Here is a 15,532-nt window from a genome sequence, read left to right as displayed (position 1 = left end):
CTAAAAATACTCTCGATTGAATGGTGCGGGTGGAGAGACTTGAACTCACACGCCTCGCGGCGCCAGAACCTAAATCTGGTGCGTCTACCAATTTCGCCACACCCGCATTTCAATCTTTCTTTATGGTGGCTACGACGGGATTCGAACCTGTGACCCCATCATTATGAGTGATGTGCTCTAACCAGCTGAGCTACGTAGCCAACTCAATTCGCAACGTCATAACCAACACTGCGATGCGAATTATGCGTTTCTTAGCGCCAATCGTCAACCCTTTTTTTGAAAAAAATGTTCGATTGTTTGAGATATAATCAATCTTATTAAAAAAACACCACTATTGCCTGTTTTATTAACAATTTGGGTTGTTTTTACTTAAAAATATTTAAGGTTAAAACAGCTGTTTACCGACAAATTTATTATAAAACCCACGATTTAAATGATCGCTGTGGTCTCGATTGCTGACTTTATCGCCATTAAGCGACGCTTTTCAAGTTCTATTTTTATATCAGCTTGTTTAAATCCATCGGCAATCACTTTCTGCACGTCTATTTTTTCAGCAACATGATACATGTTTGTCAAATAGGTTGCTTGTGAGAAAGCCTTTTGTTGTGATGGCATTGCCATAAAATCTGCTTGAGCACATAACAGTAGCTGAGTTAAATGTGTTGGATGACGCCAAACATCGATACCATTGAGTATTTGCAGGATTTGTTCTGCAGATAACTGCTCAACAATAAGGATTGCTCGGTAGTATTGACGGGCAATCAGCGCAATGGTCCGGTAGCTATTGGGTATTTTCAGTCTAATACAGAGCTGGCGAATTAGATTAGCCGCAGCAGTATGATGATCTGAGCGTGATATGGCTTGTTCTGTTTCTGATAATGCTGTCTCACCAATACCTTGACAGAGCACGGCAAAATGAATCTCAGGTTGCTGAGTTAATAATGCACTTTGCTGCAAGGCTAATGATGTATGATTATGTGAGTCTAATTTAGTATGATGCGTTTGGGCAAACAGGGGAACGAATTCCGGAAACAAAACGGCTAAAGCACCACACTGATTTAATACTGAAAAATAAATTTGCGGCGAATCTGTTTTTAAAGCCTTTTCTGTCTCTTTCCAGACACGCTCAGGGGTAAGATAATCGATTTCACCAGCATCAACCATCTCTTTCATTAGAAGCCGTGTTTCTGGGGCAATGGTAAAGCTTAACGAATGGAATCTTGCGGCAAAACGGGCGACTCTTAATACCCGCAAAGGATCTTCGCGAAAAGTGAGTGAGATATGTCTTAAGATTTTATGCTCAAGGTCGTCAATGCCGTGGAAGGGATCAATCAATTGACCTTTTTGATCCTGAGCAATTGCATTGATCGTAAGATCTCGACGAATAAGATCTTGTTCTAAGGTGATGTGGGGATTGAAGTCACAAATAAAGCCCGTATAACCTTTTCCCGATTTTCTTTCGGTACGCGCTAGCGCATATTCTTGTTTGGTTTGTGGATGGAGAAAAACGGGAAAATCATGGCCAACTTGTTGATATCCTTGTTCTATAAGCGCTTCAGGCGTGGTGCCGACGATGACCCAATCTTTATCGGTAACAGGTTGCTTAAGCAATCCATCTCGAACCGCGCCACCAACAAGATATATGTTCATTAGTTCATCCAGCGATCTTTCTTTCTACGGCGAGGTAAAATCGCCGGTAAAATAAGACCTAATACTAAGCCTCCACCTGCCACGATACCGCCATATAAGAACCAGTTTAGAATTAAACTTTGGCGTTTTTCATCCAGCTGATTATTCACACTATCGACAACTTGCTGCTGCTCGTTGACTTTAGCCTGCAACTGTTCATTTTCGGTTTTTAAACTATCAATCGTTTGATTGGCCGTAGATAGCTTATCTTGTATGTCCTGAACAACAGTACCGCGTGATGTCTCTAATTCACTAATTTGCGCTTTCAGCGAAGTGATTTGCTGTTCTAACTGTGGAATGTGAATCCTTAAACTCGGTACATCACTAAGTGCTGAAGTTTCTATCCAGGCTGCGCGTCCTTTTTCGTCTTGAATGCGAGTAAACTTACCATCCGCACTCGTTTCTAATATCGTGACTTTGTCGCCAGCATTAAGTGTACCTGATAGCCCATATTGTGTGCCAGGGCCTCGACGAAGATAGATTGACAGATCATCAGAGACGTATTTTTCGGCAGCAATGGCTGCGGTGCTAAAAACGGAAGCAGAAAGTAATAGGGAGATTAAATATTTATTCATGATTATTTGTAAATTATTGAGCGAATGATTGTATAATCATAACATAAAACTCAAAAAACACGTAAAAAAAACCGTTACAGTACAGCACGTATCAAATAAACTTTGATATCAATTTATTAAATAATTAATGAATGTGAATAAAATTATGTCTAATCAAACTTTAACCCATATTAACCAACGTGGTGATGCACATATGGTTGATGTTTCGGCTAAATCATTAAGCCAACGAGAAGCCAAAGCAGAAGCTTATGTAGAAATGCAAAAAGAGACCTTAATGATGATTATTGAAGATCGTCATAAAAAAGGTGATGTATTAGCTACGGCGAGAATTGCGGGTATTATGGCCGCTAAAAAAACGGCGGAGATTATTCCACTTTGTCATCCGTTACTATTAACTAAAATCGACGTCAGTATTGAGCCTGATCTTGACCATAATCGTATTCATATTGTGGCATTGTGTGGCTTAAATGGCCAAACTGGCGTTGAAATGGAAGCGTTAGTAGCGGCTTCAACGGCGGCTTTAACTATCTATGATATGTGTAAAGCGGTACAAAAAGATATTATTATCAGCCAAGTTCGTTTATTGACTAAGTCTGGTGGTAAATCCGGTGATTTTAAGGCGGAGCGTCTATGATAAAAGTACTATTTTTTGCTCAGATTAGAGAAATGGTCGGTCAGAACGAATTAAATCTTGATAAGCATGATCTTACCGTTGCGCAAATGATTGCATTATTAGCTTCACAAGGCGATAAATGGTCACTTGCCTTAACAGAAAAAACTGTACTTTGTGCGGTCAATAAAACGTTAGTGGCACATGATTGGATTATCAAAGCGGGGGATGAAGTTGCCTTTTTTCCACCGGTAACTGGAGGCTAAATGGCTACACGAATTGAAGTGACTAATGACATGTTTGATGTAACTGAACTCAATGAGTGGCTATCACTTGATCCGCAAGATGGAGCGATAGTCACGTTTATGGGTAAAGTTAGAACGCTGGAGTCGGAAACGCTTAGCCTTTATCTTGAACATTATCAAGGGATGACCGAACAAGTTTTATGGCGGATTACAGAGCAAGCCAGAGCGCGTTGGTCGTTAAATCATATTGTGATTATTCATCGTATCGGTGAGATTTTAGCTAATCAAGCGATCGTTTTTGTGGGGGTTAGTGGCCCTCACCGTAAAGCAGCATTTGCGGCAGCCGAGTTTATGATGGATATACTCAAGAGTGAAGCGCCATTTTGGAAACGTGAAAAGACCCAGCAGGGTGACGCTTGGGTTGAAGCGAAACAGAGTGATCAGGCCGCCTTGAAAAAATGGTTTTAATCCCCATTTAGATAAAAGGTGATCAAACGGCAATAGAAATACACGGCTTTAGAGTAGTATATTGCAGTTTTATGAAAAATCAGTGACTTTGATAACGCGTGCTTAGGTTTTGAATGTTTAGATTGATAGTTAAATTTTGGACAGATAGTGATAAAGTTTTTAGTAGTACATCGCTGTTTGTCATGGCATAATTAGAAGGTTAAATTCTATTTTTTAAGGGGTTTCTTAATGGATAATCGTTATTCTTCAAATGGCTCTATCGTTGAAAAAACGGGATCGCGTGTTCAAACCTACATGAATCAGGTGTATGGTTGGATGAGTGTGGGTCTACTGTTAACTGGACTTGTTGCCTGGTATGCGTCAGGTAATATGGCCTTATTACAGATGTTATATAAAGGCATGTGGGTACTATTAATTGCCCAACTCGGTTTAGTTTTTGTCTTATCAGGTATGATTAATAAATTATCCGGTGCAACAGCTACTGCGTTATTTATGATTTATTCGATTTTAACTGGTTTAACTTTTTCTATTTATTTCTTAGTTTATACCGGCGAGTCAATTGCCAGTACTTTCTTTATTACAACTGGTATGTTCGCAGCGATCAGTGTCTATGGTTATACCACTAAACGTGATTTATCGGGTTTAGGTAGTTTTCTGTTTATGGGACTGATTGGTATTGTTATTGCCTCGATTGTGAATTTATTCTTAAAAAGCGAAGCAGTAATGTGGGCAATCACTTATATTGGTGTCTTCGTGTTTGCAGGATTAACTGCCTTTGATACTCAAAAACTGAAAGCATTAGGTGAAAACTTATCTACGGATGATTCGAATGCATTTCGCCGCTATGTTATTTTAGGTGCATTGACTTTATATCTTGATTTTATCAACCTATTTATCTTCTTATTAAGAATCTTAGGTAACCGAAGATAGTTGATACTTTAGCGTATTAAAAAGGGGCTTCAGCCCCTTTTTAATCTATCGAAAACCAAAAAATAGTGTTAACCCAGTGCATGATGAGACTGATCATCTTGAATCAGTTCAATCTTATAACCGTCAGGATCTTCAACAAAAGCGATAATGGTACTTCCACCTTTTACCGGGCCTGCTTCACGTGTCACTTTACCGCCAGCTTGCCTAATCATTTCACACGTTTGAGCTACATCTTTAACACCCAGTGCAATATGTCCAAAGGCTGTGCCGTGGTCATAGGTTTCAACGCCCCAGTTATAGGTCAGTTCAATCACTGCGTTCTCGCTTTCATCAGTATAACCGACAAACGCTAATGAATATTGATACTCTTTATTTTCTGCAGAGCGTAGTAACTTCATGCCTAAAACTTGAGTATAAAAATCGATCGCACGTTGAAGATGACCAACTCGAATCATCGTATGTAGTATTCTCATTTCGAACCTTTTGTTATCAATATGATTAACGTGGTGAAACGTTAATTTGATTACCACTACCGATCATTTTTACTGGTTGTCCTGCATAAAACTGACCTGATGAATCTTTTTGTACCACAGAAATAACATTACCATTTTCCTGGCGAATATCTAATTGTACCGCATTAACTTGTGCTACGTCGTTTTGTACTGCATTACCAGCCACAGCACCGGCAATCGCGCCAATTGCGGCTGCAAGATCGCGTCCTGCACCGCCACCGATAGTACTACCTAAAATACCACCAACAACGCCACCACCAACAGTGCCTAACACATTTGATGAAGAGCCATTTGCATTGGTATTAGTCTGTATTTTGACCGGTGTGACGGATACAACCGTTCCATAGGTAACTGATTGAACTTGTTTTGCCTGATTTGCAGTATAAACATTGCCTGAATAAATATCAGAGCTAGTACATCCAGCAAGTAAACCTGCTGCGACAGTTAAAGCCACGAGTTTTTTCATATGATATCCTCTTAGTATGTATTATTAATCATCTCACAATAAACCTAAATTATAGACTTACTCAATAATTTTTTCACTATTTATGCGATGGCAGTTAATTTTATATGATTTTTTTAGTATAATCTTACAAATTTTCAACCAGGATTATACTATGCGCACTTTAAAAATTGCGTTCTTTTCATGCATACTCTTATCTCTTATCAGCTGTAAGCCCTCTCAACAAAATCGTGATGCACAGCCGCAAAGCGTTAGTAGCGAAACGACCATTAGTCAGACTAACCAAACTCAACCAGATACCCATGATACGCTTACTTCGTCATCTGATAGTGATTGCGATTCAAGTGAATCTCTGGATGATGATATCATAAATGATAAACCAATTCGATTAGGCCAGGTTCTATCATCGTCTTGTGACATTAAGTGAGTTGAAACTCGTAATTGAATATTATATCTAATTTTAAGTTGAGAAAATAAGTCTTATGAAAACCATCGAGATTGATGACGAACTATATCAGTATATCGCAAGCCAAACTTTACATATTGGTGAAAGTGCCTCCAGTATTCTTCGTCGTTTGCTGACACAAGATGAATTAAATGACGCGAATGTGCCAGTTATCAGCAAAAGAGCCAGAGCCAATACGGAACGAACCGATTTAGTTGAACTGAGTCAAGTTGTGCAAAGTGATGCGTTTCGACTAGAAAAGAAAAGTGTTAATCGTTTCTTAGCGATATTAGCGGCCTTGTATAGCTTTAATAGTAGTCGCTTTACGCTCGCAGCCGCTTCTCTTCACGGTAGTAAACGACGCTATTTAGCCACCTCTGAAGGCGCATTAATTGAACATGGTAATAACACTAAACCCAAAGAGATTAACGGCACCTCTTATTGGGTTGTCACTAACAATAATACCGCTCGAAAACGCTATATTATCGAAGCTATCATGAAAAATATGGCGATTGAGCAAAACTTGATTGATTTAGTCACGGCCGCATTTATGACTAAACCTGAGGTTAAAAAATGACAGGAATTCATCCACGAGCAGGGACGCAATCTTTGGCTGAAGATCTCATTAATTTAGATACTTTAGTTGGGCATTATTACGATATCAAACCAGATTTAAATGATGCCTCTCAATTAGTTATTTTCGGTACCTCTGGCCATCGTGGTAGTGCCAGTAAAAGTACTTTTAATGAATGCCATCTTTTAGCGATAGCCCAAGCGATTGTTGATATTCGAAAAAAATATCACATCACAGGTCCGTGCTTTGTGGGTAAAGATTCACATATTTTGTCTGAACCTGCGCTCAAATCCTTGTTAGAGGTGTTTGCGGCCAATCAGGTGATGACCGTTATTGCACAAGATAACGGCTATACGCCAACGCCAGTTATCTCTCATGCGATTATTACTTATAATCAGCAGCATAAAACGCAGGTGGCTGATGGCGTCGTGATCACGCCATCCCATAATCCGCCTGAAGATGGCGGGATTAAGTATAATGTCACTCATGGCGGGCCGGCTGATACCGATATCACCAAAGAGATCGAGTTTAGAGCCAATGAACTCTTACGTGGTGAGTTACGAGAAATCAAGCGCCTGCCTCTGTCACAAGCTTTACATAGTGGTTATGTTCATGAAAAAGCCTTTGAAAAAGGTTATATTGATGATTTAGCCAATGTTATTGATATGAAGGCGATTGCTGACTCAACTGTGAAGATGGGGGTTGATCCTTTAGGTGGCGCCGCAGTCAGTTACTGGCCAAGGATTGCTGAGCAGTATCAGCTTAATCTTAATATCGTCAATGATAAAGTGGATGCGGCCTTTGGTTTTATGCACCTTGACCATGATGGCGCTATTCGGATGGACTGTTCAAGTGCACATGCCATGGCTGGTCTAATTAAACTTAAAGATCAATTTGACTTAGCCTTTGGCAATGATACCGATGCCGATAGACATGGTATTGTGACACCGTCTGGTTTAATGAATCCCAATGCTTATTTATCTGCTGTCACAGATTATCTTTTGCAGTATCGTCCTGATTGGCATAAATCGATTATGATTGGTAAAACCTTAGTGACCAGTTCGATGATCGATCGCGTCACAACCGCACTGGGTCATCAGTATCAAGAGTTTCCGGTTGGTTTTAAATGGTATGCTGAAGGATTATTTAATGGTACTTTGGGTTTTGCCTGTGAAGAGAGCGCTGGTGGTTCTTTACTAAGACATAATGGCCAAGTTTGGACAACGGATAAAGATGGTCTGGTACTCTGTTTATTAGCCGCAGAGATGATGGCCAAAACGGATAATAATCCACAGCAGCAATATGATCGTTTAACCGATAAATTTGGTACCTCTTTCTACGGCCGTATTCAAGCGCCGGCGACTTTTGCTGAAAAGCAGAAGTTAGCAAAACTGGATGCTAAGCAATTAAAAACCGATACATTGGCCGGGGAGTCGATCAAACAAGCACTCACCACCGCACCGGCTAATAGTGCGCCGATTGGCGGGCTGAAAGTGATCACCGAAAATGGCTGGTTCGCCGCAAGGCCATCAGGTACTGAAGACGCTTATAAAATCTATGCCGAAAGCTTTATTAGTCAAAATCATCTGGCACAATTACAAGAAGAAGCGCAACAATTAGTTTCTGGGGTGATTAAATAGTTATTTTCGGATATCTATTTTTAAAATAAAAAAAGCACGATATGTCGTGCTTTTTTTGATCTCAATCAATGAGATTGAGAATTGGCCTCAATGATTACGTTAAGCGCTGATAATTGGGTGACTCTTTAGTAATCGAAACATCATGGACATGACTCTCTTGCATACCAGCACCAGTAATGCGATTGAATTGTGCTTTGGTACTTAATGCTTCGATAGTGGCACAGCCAGTTAATCCCATACATGAACGTAATCCACCCATCTGCTGATGAATGATCTCTTTCAGATAACCTTTATAAGCTACACGACCTTCGATACCTTCAGGAACCAGTTTATCTGCCGCATTATCTGACTGAAAATAACGATCAGAAGATCCTTTGGTCATCGCACCTAATGAACCCATGCCACGGTAAGATTTATAGGCACGTCCCTGGAATAACTCGATTTCACCAGGTGCTTCTTCTGTACCGGCAAACATGGAACCGACCATGACGCAAGATGCGCCTGCCGCAATTGCTTTGGCAATATCACCAGAGAAACGTAAGCCACCATCAGCAATAATGGGAATATTGTATTGTCGAGCAACTTCTGCGGTGTCCATAATCGCGGTGATTTGTGGTACACCGACACCGGTTACGATACGGGTTGTACAAATTGAACCCGGGCCAATACCGACTTTAACCGCGCTGACGCCGGCTTTTATCAAGGCTAAAGCACCTTCAGCTGTTGCGACATTACCACCAATAATTTGCAGATCTGGATAAGCTTCACGAGTTGCCTTAATGCGTTGTAAAACGCCTTCTGAGTGGCCATGAGAGGAGTCAATCAGTAGGACATCAATACCGGCATCGACTAATGCGGCAATACGTTCTTCATTACCAGGTGCCGCGCCAACCGCTGCGCCAACCCGTAAACGGCCTTGTTCATCTTTACAAGCATTGGGCTTTTCTTCTGCCTTATGAATATCTTTGACGGTAATCATACCTTTCAGATGAAACTGTTTGTCAACGACCAGCACTTTCTCAATGCGATGTTCATGCATCTGTTTAAGAACGACACCACGTTTCTCACCTTCAAGTACGGTGACGAGTTTCTCTTTTGGTGTCATGACAGCCGTGACCGGTAACGCTAAATCGTTGGCAAAACGGACATCACGCGCTGTGACAATACCGACTAATTCGTTCTGTTCATTAACCACCGGAAAACCAGCAAAGCCATGTTTTTTGGCTAATTCAATCACATCTTTAATTGTTGCTGTGGGTAAAATGCTGACGGGGTCTTGAACAACACCACTTTCATGTTTTTTCACTTTGCGAACTTCTTCAGCTTGGCGCTCAATCGGCATATTTTTATGAATAAAACCAATGCCGCCTTCTTGGGCGAGAGCAATCGCTAATTTGGCTTCTGTCACCGTATCCATCGCGGCAGATAGCATCGGGATATTCAGTCTAACCGTTTGGGTTAATTGTGTGCAGAGATCAGCTGTGTTGGGTAAAACTGTGGAATGTGCTGGGACTAACAGGACATCATCAAATGTGAGGGCTTCTTTTATGATTCTTGACATGGCAATATTCACCGTGAATTAAAGTTGATAAAATATTGCGAGTGCATATTACAGGCTTTTGTTCGAAAAATCCAGTTATTTATCTCTATTTCTCGTTGATGTTTATTGATTTCTCTCTTTTTTCCATCACTTATTCACCCGGTATTATTCTGGATAACTTTAATATGAGACACGAATTACCCAGTCAAAATTGATATGTATTTAAAGGCTATTTCAATTTAAAAATGGGGCTAAGTAAGTTCATGAAGAAGGGGAGGGATGAATCGATTGACTGAAAATGTTACTTTCAATCATTTAATGTTTTTTAACCTTTTGTGCTGTAGTGTTTTTACATAATATGTGCTATTTATTTGAGCAATTCATTTCGATTTATTAACAATTCGATGGTTTTATTTATTTCTATATTAATCATATTGTTATTATTAAAATCCGTACTTTTATTTTACTTTTATCCCATTTTCATAATCTATTTTTGGGGGATTAATGTCCCTTTCCTGACATTTTTTTAAAATTGTTAAATAAGTTTAATCTAATTATTTGTTTGTAGATTAAAAGAAAATAAACCTATTTTTCGAAAAATAAAGCGTTAATCTACTTAAGTAAGCTATTTTTCAGTTTTTTAATCCTATATATTCAATTTCGAAACATGAATAAACCGAACTGATTAATTCTATTTTAGTGATGAGTTAAATTGACAGGAAAATCGGAATTAATTGATTTAGATCAACATTATAGCTGAATTATTCATGAATGTAATTATTTATTTAACGAATATCTAATTTTGAGACTTAACAAGGAGACTCCACTGTGAGTAGAAAAGTAACTGTAGCGACAACCCAAATGCACTGTACTTGGGATATTCAAGATAATATTGCCCGTGCTGAAAAATTAGTGAGAGAAGCGCATGCGAAAGGGGCCAATATTGTTTTATTGCAAGAATTATTTATGACCCCTTATTTTTGTATCGATCAAGATATGAGACATCTTGAAATTGCACAATCAGTGAATGATAGCGCTTTAATTAAGCACTTCCAAGCAGTGGCAAAAGAGTTAAGTGTGGTGATTCCATTATCTTTCTTTGAAAAAGCTAATCATGCGTATTTTAATTCATTAGTTGTGATTGATGCTGACGGCACAGTATTAGATGTTTATCGAAAAACACAAATTCCGAATGATTTCGGTTATCAAGAAAAACAATACTTTACACCCGGTGATACAGGATTCCGTGTTTGGAATACTAAATATGCCAAAATTGGTGTCGGTATCTGCTGGGATCAATGGTTCCCTGAAACACAGCGTTCATTAGCACTCATGGGTGCAGAGCTTATTTTCCATCCAACAGCGATTGGCAGTGAACCGGGTGAAGGTGTGGAAACTTATGATAGTCAACCTCACTGGACGCGCGTTCAGCAAGGTGCTGCTGGTGCAAATATGACGCCAGTAATTGCAGCTAATCGTATTGGTAAAGAAGTGAGTAAATTTAACAAAGATTTAGATATTACGTTTTATGGTTCTTCATTTATTGCAGATCAAACTGGTGCGCTTGTTGTTCAAGCTGATAAAACCACTGAAGGTGCTTTTGTACATACCTTTGATTTAGATGAAATCGCGAAGCAACGCGATTGGTGGGGTATCTTCCGCGATCGTAGACCAAATATGTATAACATCATTTCAAGTTCAGATGGTAAGCACGAATTCACTGTGACAAAAGGAGAATAATATGGAACTCACAACGTTAGCAACACGCCCGAGTAATGATGGTTTTTGGATGCCTGCCGAATGGGCTGCGCATGAAGCAGTATGGATGTTATGGCCTTATCGTGCTGATAACTGGCGTGAAAGTGCCAGACCAGCCCAGCAAAACTATGCAGCGATTGCCGAAGCAATTAGTGCCGTAACACCTGTATTTATGGGTGTTCCTGAAGAGTTAATTGATCAAGCTAAACGAATTTTACCTTCAGCGGTCACCATTGTGCCGATGGAAAGTGATGATGCATGGGCGCGTGATTGTGGTCCGACCATGGTTATCAATGGACAAGGTGAAAGACGCGGTATCGACTGGATCTTTAACTCATGGGGTGGTTTAAAAGGCGGTCTTTACTATCCTTGGGATAAAGATGAGCAAGTCGCACCACAAATTCTATCACATCATCAATTTAAACGTTATCAGGCTGGGATTGTGATTGAAGGTGGTGGTATTCATGTTGATGGTGACGGTACCTGTATTGTGACCGAAGAAGTGCATTTAAATCCGGATCGAAATCCTGGCTTAACCAAAGAACAAATTGAAGATTTTTTACGTGATTATCTCAATGTCGATAAAATTATCTGGTTACCATTAGGCGTATACGAAGATGAAACTTCAGGACATATCGATAATATGTGCTGTTTCTCTAAGCCTGGAGAGTTGTTATTAACCTGGACAGATGATGAAACAGACCCACAATATGCACGTTCAAAAGCCGCATTAGACGTTTTAGAAAAAGCCACTGATGCGAAAGGTCGTCAACTATTAGTTCGTAAATTGCAGCAGCCTGGTCCGCTATATATCACACCTGAAGAGGCGAGTACGATTCAAACCAGTCCTGGTATGAATCGAGAAGCAGGACACCGTTTAGCTGGTTCATATGTGAACTTTTTAATTACTAATGGTCGTATTATTTTGCCTCAGTTTGATCCAAAAACAGATGCAAATGCGATTAAAGTCGTTCAAGAAGCTTTCCCTGATCATAAGATTATTGGTGTACCAAGCCGTGAAATCTTATTAGGTGGTGGCAATATTCACTGTATTACACAACAGATCCCTAGCGGTCGTCTATAGCATTATGCATCACAGCTTAGTGGCTGTGATGCATGATAACTTAATTTTTGAGATGAGTTTATTGAAGGGGAATTCATGGCAGATTCATCATCTAATAGTAATGTAGCAGCAGGCACGGCAAACGGCGGCGCTAAAAAACAGATCGGCGTGTTAGCAATGACATTGTTGGTTGTCAGTGCAATGTTCGGTGGCGGTGTCTTTAATATTCCACAAAATATGGCGCAGTCAGCGGCATTAAGTGCCATCTTGATTGCCTGGGCTGTGACGATTATCGGGATCTTTTTCCTGGCAAGAACGTTCCAAATTCTTGCCGATGTTCGTCCAGATATGACATCTGGCATCTATATGTATTCTCGGGTTGGTTTTGGTAAGCTGGTTGGTTTTCTCATCGCATGGGGATACTGGATGTCAGCCGCCTTTGGTAATGTTGGCTATGCCGTCTTACTGATGGACGCGTTAAACTATTTCTTCCCACCTTATTTTTCCGGCGGGAATACCTGGCAAGCCGTTTTAGTTGCGTCAGTTTGTATTTGGTTATTGGGTATCTTTGTTATGCGTGGTGTAAAAGGCGCATCTATTCTCAATAATATTGGTACCATTGCTAAATTTGTGCCAATTATTCTATTCATTATTATTGCGGGTTATTTTTGTTTCTCTGGTCACTTATTTACGTCTGATTTTTGGGGCAATGTCTCGAATAGTGCGCTGCAAGATAAACCTCTTGGTAATATTCTTGATCAAATCAAAAGTACCATGCTGGTGACTTTATGGATGTATATCGGTATTGAAGGTGCCGTTGTCATGTCTGATAAAGCGAATCCACGTACTGTCAGTAAAGCCACAATTTTTGGTTTTTTAACCGTATCTATTTTATATGTACTTATCTCTATTGTGCCATTTGGTTTTATGTCACAAGGCGAAATGGCTCATTTAGCACCACCTTCAACTGCCGCTATTCTGACACAGTTGGTGGGTACGTGGGGCGGTGTTGTGATTAATGTTGGCGTGATTATTGCGCTGCTTTCATCTTGGTTAGTTTGGACCTTATTGGTCGCAGAATTACCATGGGCTTGCGGTAAAGATGGTACGTTTCCTAAGATATTTGCTAAGACAAATTCTCAAGGTATAGCCTCTGTCTCACTTTGGGTTTCAACGGTCATTATGCAGATAGCAATGTTGTTAGTGTACTTCTCTAACAATGCATGGAATGTGATGTTATCAATTACCGGTGTGGTTATTTTACCCGCTTATATTGGTTCAGCCGCTTATTTATGGAAATTAATCGCGAATAAACAGTATCCAGCAAAAGCGATGCATACAGCGAAAGCTGCGTTATTCATAAGTGTAATGGCAACTGTATATGGTTTATGGCTGGTTTATTCTGCCGGTTTGCAATATTTACTCGCAGGAACGGTGATATATTCGATTGGTTTGATCGTCTTCATCTGGGCACGCAAGGAAAAAGCACCGAATGAACCTGTCTTTAATAAGATTGAACTGATAGTTGCGATTGCTTTGGTTGCGATTGCGGTGGTGACTTTAGTCATGCTATTTACCGGCGCTTTACCTGAAGTTTATCAGCCTTAAAGAAAATTATGCTGTAGATGCTTCACGCATGAATGCATCAGCAGTGATCAAGTTAGCTGTATTTTGTTTGAGATTACGCAAACATCACACTGAAGAGAGATTATTATGAATACTGAAATGAAACCTTGCCAAAAAACTTTTACTGTTGGTAAATGGATGCCATCAGATCAAGCAACATTAACGACTTGGATGAGTAAAATTATGGCGAAAGCTGACCAGGACACCGGGCCGCTATTACCGTCAGTACAAGGTTTGAAAGACTTTATCGAAAGCGATGCCAAAGCCTATATGTTCTTTACGCAAATGTTTGATCAAGTCTCAAAAAAACTGACTACATCGCCCTCAGGTTTACCGCAAGTTCGTGATTATCAACACATGTTAAAGCTATTTAATGTGATCATGACGCATGCACCAGAATTTGATGAAACAGGTTTAGTCGGTTGTCCGTTTAATGCTATTTTAGACTGGTCAATGGCGACCGAGGGTGGCTGGGCCGGTTTTATCGATGATAAAGTGAATGTCCATTTAAAAACCATGCTCGATGAGTGGGGTCTATTTTTACAATCTTATGAAAGTACTGAAGTGTTAAGTGATGATCCGAAGAAAGGTTGGTTTGGTGAAGATGCGAAAAAAGCGATGCCGACTTTCGTCAATGATTTTGAGTGTGATCCAACCTTACCTCATTATGGTTTTAAATCATGGGATGATTTCTTCACGCGTAAGTTCCGTGAGGGTGTGAGACCAGTCGCTGAACCTGATAATAATGCAGTGATCGTCAATGCTTGTGAATCTGCGCCATATCGTTTAGCGCATAATGTACAATTACGTGATAATTTCTGGATTAAAGCCCAACCTTATGCATTACAATTTATGATGGATAATGATCCATTTGTTGAGAAGTTTGTTGGCGGGACTATCTATCAGGCATTTTTAAGTGCACTGAGTTATCATCGTTGGCATTCACCAGTCTCAGGCCGAGTTGTAAAAACGCGTCTGATTGAAGGGACTTATTATTCTCAAACGCGTAGTGTTGGATTAGATCCCGCCGGTCCAGACTATGCACAAGGTTATATCGCTGAAGTGGCGACACGTGGTTTAATTTTTATTGAATCAGATAACCCAGATATTGGCTTGATGTGTTTTATGGCGATTGGTATGGCTGAAGTCTCTACTTGTGATATTCGTGTATTTGAAGGTCAGCGTATCGAAAAAGGTCAGGAGCTCGGTATGTTCCATTTTGGTGGCTCAACACATTGCTTATTCTTCGGACCAGATGTTGATTTAGAATTTGATTTACATGGCCAAACACCAAGCTTAGATAGTCATAATATTCCAATTAATGCCCGTTTAGCTACGGTAAAATCGCGTAAAGCATAAAAGATGACTATGTTATTACATCGATAAAAGGCTGT

Annotated in this window: 15 protein-coding genes and 2 tRNA genes; 10 read left to right on the top strand and 7 right to left on the bottom strand. The window is 40.0% G+C overall.

The window, feature by feature from the left end; all coding sequences use genetic code 11:
• Positions 1-21: 21 nt before the first annotated feature.
• The 4 genes from RHO15_08480 to RHO15_08465 all read right to left on the bottom strand — a co-directional run bounded on the left by RHO15_08480 (position 22) and on the right by RHO15_08465 (position 2,264).
• Positions 22-106 (bottom strand) — tRNA-Leu (locus tag RHO15_08480).
• A 17-nt stretch (positions 107-123) separates the two neighbouring features.
• Positions 124-200 (bottom strand) — tRNA-Met (locus RHO15_08475).
• A gap of 229 nt (positions 201-429) precedes the next feature.
• Positions 430-1,650, bottom strand: coding sequence for a multifunctional CCA addition/repair protein (locus tag RHO15_08470; GenBank protein WVD63505.1), 1,221 nt, complete (start codon positions 1,648-1,650; stop codon positions 430-432).
• On the bottom strand, positions 1,650-2,264 hold the full coding sequence (locus RHO15_08465; protein WVD63504.1) for a TIGR04211 family SH3 domain-containing protein: 615 nt from the start codon (positions 2,262-2,264) through the stop codon (positions 1,650-1,652). Before RHO15_08465 ends, RHO15_08470 begins: the two co-directional genes overlap by 1 nt.
• A 145-nt stretch (positions 2,265-2,409) precedes the next feature.
• Between RHO15_08465 and moaC the strand changes: the two genes are divergently transcribed.
• The 4 genes from moaC (at position 2,410) to RHO15_08445 (ending at position 4,517) form a co-directional block, all read left to right on the top strand.
• Positions 2,410-2,898, top strand: a complete 489-nt coding sequence (gene moaC / locus RHO15_08460) for a cyclic pyranopterin monophosphate synthase MoaC (GenBank protein WVD63503.1) — start codon at positions 2,410-2,412, stop codon at positions 2,896-2,898.
• Entirely contained in the window at positions 2,895-3,140 is a 246-nt protein-coding gene (moaD, locus tag RHO15_08455) for a molybdopterin synthase sulfur carrier subunit (protein ID WVD63502.1), read from the top strand. Before moaC ends, moaD begins: the two co-directional genes overlap by 4 nt.
• Complete coding sequence (gene moaE / locus RHO15_08450) at positions 3,141-3,587, top strand: molybdopterin synthase catalytic subunit MoaE (protein ID WVD63501.1); 447 nt, start codon at positions 3,141-3,143, stop codon at positions 3,585-3,587.
• Between the two features lie 228 nt (positions 3,588-3,815).
• The gene (locus RHO15_08445) at positions 3,816-4,517 is read left to right on the top strand and encodes a Bax inhibitor-1/YccA family protein (protein WVD63500.1); all 702 of its coding nucleotides are present in this window, start codon (positions 3,816-3,818) and stop codon (positions 4,515-4,517) included.
• Positions 4,518-4,585: 68 nt separating this feature from the next.
• On the opposite strand, the gene gloA is transcribed toward RHO15_08445, so the two are convergent.
• Both gloA and RHO15_08435 read right to left on the bottom strand, forming a co-directional pair.
• Positions 4,586-4,990 carry a lactoylglutathione lyase gene (gene gloA / locus RHO15_08440; GenBank protein ID WVD63499.1) on the bottom strand — a complete coding sequence of 135 codons (405 nt, stop codon included), beginning with the start codon at positions 4,988-4,990 and terminating at the stop codon, positions 4,586-4,588.
• A gap of 25 nt (positions 4,991-5,015) precedes the next feature.
• The gene (locus RHO15_08435; protein WVD63498.1) at positions 5,016-5,495 is read right to left on the bottom strand and encodes a glycine zipper 2TM domain-containing protein; all 480 of its coding nucleotides are present in this window, start codon (positions 5,493-5,495) and stop codon (positions 5,016-5,018) included.
• Between the two features lie 479 nt (positions 5,496-5,974).
• Between RHO15_08435 and seqA the strand changes: the two genes are divergently transcribed.
• Both seqA and pgm read left to right on the top strand, forming a co-directional pair.
• Positions 5,975-6,514 (top strand): replication initiation negative regulator SeqA, encoded by a 540-nt coding sequence (seqA, locus tag RHO15_08430; protein ID WVD63497.1) that lies wholly within the window; start codon positions 5,975-5,977, stop codon positions 6,512-6,514.
• A complete protein-coding gene (gene pgm / locus RHO15_08425) occupies positions 6,511-8,151 on the top strand; it encodes a phosphoglucomutase (alpha-D-glucose-1,6-bisphosphate-dependent) (protein WVD63496.1) in 1,641 nt (546 codons plus the stop codon). Before seqA ends, pgm begins: the two co-directional genes overlap by 4 nt.
• Before the next feature lie 94 nt (positions 8,152-8,245).
• On the opposite strand, the gene guaB is transcribed toward pgm, so the two are convergent.
• On the bottom strand, positions 8,246-9,712 hold the full coding sequence (gene guaB / locus RHO15_08420) for an IMP dehydrogenase (GenBank protein WVD63495.1): 1,467 nt from the start codon (positions 9,710-9,712) through the stop codon (positions 8,246-8,248).
• Between the two features lie 807 nt (positions 9,713-10,519).
• Between guaB and aguB the strand changes: the two genes are divergently transcribed.
• The 4 genes from aguB to RHO15_08400 all read left to right on the top strand — a co-directional run bounded on the left by aguB (position 10,520) and on the right by RHO15_08400 (position 15,497).
• Positions 10,520-11,431, top strand: coding sequence for an N-carbamoylputrescine amidase (gene aguB / locus RHO15_08415; protein WVD63494.1), 912 nt, complete (start codon positions 10,520-10,522; stop codon positions 11,429-11,431).
• Between the two features lies 1 nt (position 11,432).
• Positions 11,433-12,533 carry an agmatine deiminase gene (aguA, locus tag RHO15_08410; GenBank protein ID WVD63493.1) on the top strand — a complete coding sequence of 367 codons (1,101 nt, stop codon included), beginning with the start codon at positions 11,433-11,435 and terminating at the stop codon, positions 12,531-12,533.
• Positions 12,534-12,608: 75 nt separating this feature from the next.
• Positions 12,609-14,120, top strand: a complete 1,512-nt coding sequence (locus RHO15_08405) for a basic amino acid/polyamine antiporter (GenBank protein WVD63492.1) — start codon at positions 12,609-12,611, stop codon at positions 14,118-14,120.
• A gap of 105 nt (positions 14,121-14,225) precedes the next feature.
• Complete coding sequence (locus RHO15_08400) at positions 14,226-15,497, top strand: phosphatidylserine decarboxylase family protein (GenBank protein ID WVD63491.1); 1,272 nt, start codon at positions 14,226-14,228, stop codon at positions 15,495-15,497.
• Positions 15,498-15,532 lie beyond the last annotated feature (35 nt).

The organism is Orbaceae bacterium lpD01 (assembly GCA_036251705.1).
Lineage (GTDB): Bacteria > Pseudomonadota > Gammaproteobacteria > Enterobacterales > Orbaceae > Utexia > Utexia brackfieldae.
Note: the sequence above shows the minus strand (reverse complement) of the source record. Positions and strands in the feature narration are given on the sequence as shown.

What these genes read in the sequence shown, in the direction of transcription:
- moaE (WVD63501.1), top strand. Translation starts at nt 3,141, where the DNA reads ATGGCTACACGAATTGAAGTGACTAATGACATGTTTGATGTAACTGAA.
- RHO15_08405 (WVD63492.1), top strand. Translation starts at nt 12,609, where the DNA reads ATGGCAGATTCATCATCTAATAGTAATGTAGCAGCAGGCACGGCAAAC.
- RHO15_08465 (WVD63504.1), bottom strand. Translation starts at nt 2,264, where the DNA reads ATGAATAAATATTTAATCTCCCTATTACTTTCTGCTTCCGTTTTTAGC.
- RHO15_08400 (WVD63491.1), top strand. Translation starts at nt 14,226, where the DNA reads ATGAATACTGAAATGAAACCTTGCCAAAAAACTTTTACTGTTGGTAAA.
- moaC (WVD63503.1), top strand. Translation starts at nt 2,410, where the DNA reads ATGTCTAATCAAACTTTAACCCATATTAACCAACGTGGTGATGCACAT.
- pgm (WVD63496.1), top strand. Translation starts at nt 6,511, where the DNA reads ATGACAGGAATTCATCCACGAGCAGGGACGCAATCTTTGGCTGAAGAT.
- guaB (WVD63495.1), bottom strand. Translation starts at nt 9,712, where the DNA reads ATGTCAAGAATCATAAAAGAAGCCCTCACATTTGATGATGTCCTGTTA.
- RHO15_08435 (WVD63498.1), bottom strand. Translation starts at nt 5,495, where the DNA reads ATGAAAAAACTCGTGGCTTTAACTGTCGCAGCAGGTTTACTTGCTGGA.
- moaD (WVD63502.1), top strand. Translation starts at nt 2,895, where the DNA reads ATGATAAAAGTACTATTTTTTGCTCAGATTAGAGAAATGGTCGGTCAG.
- RHO15_08470 (WVD63505.1), bottom strand. Translation starts at nt 1,650, where the DNA reads ATGAACATATATCTTGTTGGTGGCGCGGTTCGAGATGGATTGCTTAAG.
- aguA (WVD63493.1), top strand. Translation starts at nt 11,433, where the DNA reads ATGGAACTCACAACGTTAGCAACACGCCCGAGTAATGATGGTTTTTGG.
- gloA (WVD63499.1), bottom strand. Translation starts at nt 4,990, where the DNA reads ATGAGAATACTACATACGATGATTCGAGTTGGTCATCTTCAACGTGCG.
- seqA (WVD63497.1), top strand. Translation starts at nt 5,975, where the DNA reads ATGAAAACCATCGAGATTGATGACGAACTATATCAGTATATCGCAAGC.
- RHO15_08445 (WVD63500.1), top strand. Translation starts at nt 3,816, where the DNA reads ATGGATAATCGTTATTCTTCAAATGGCTCTATCGTTGAAAAAACGGGA.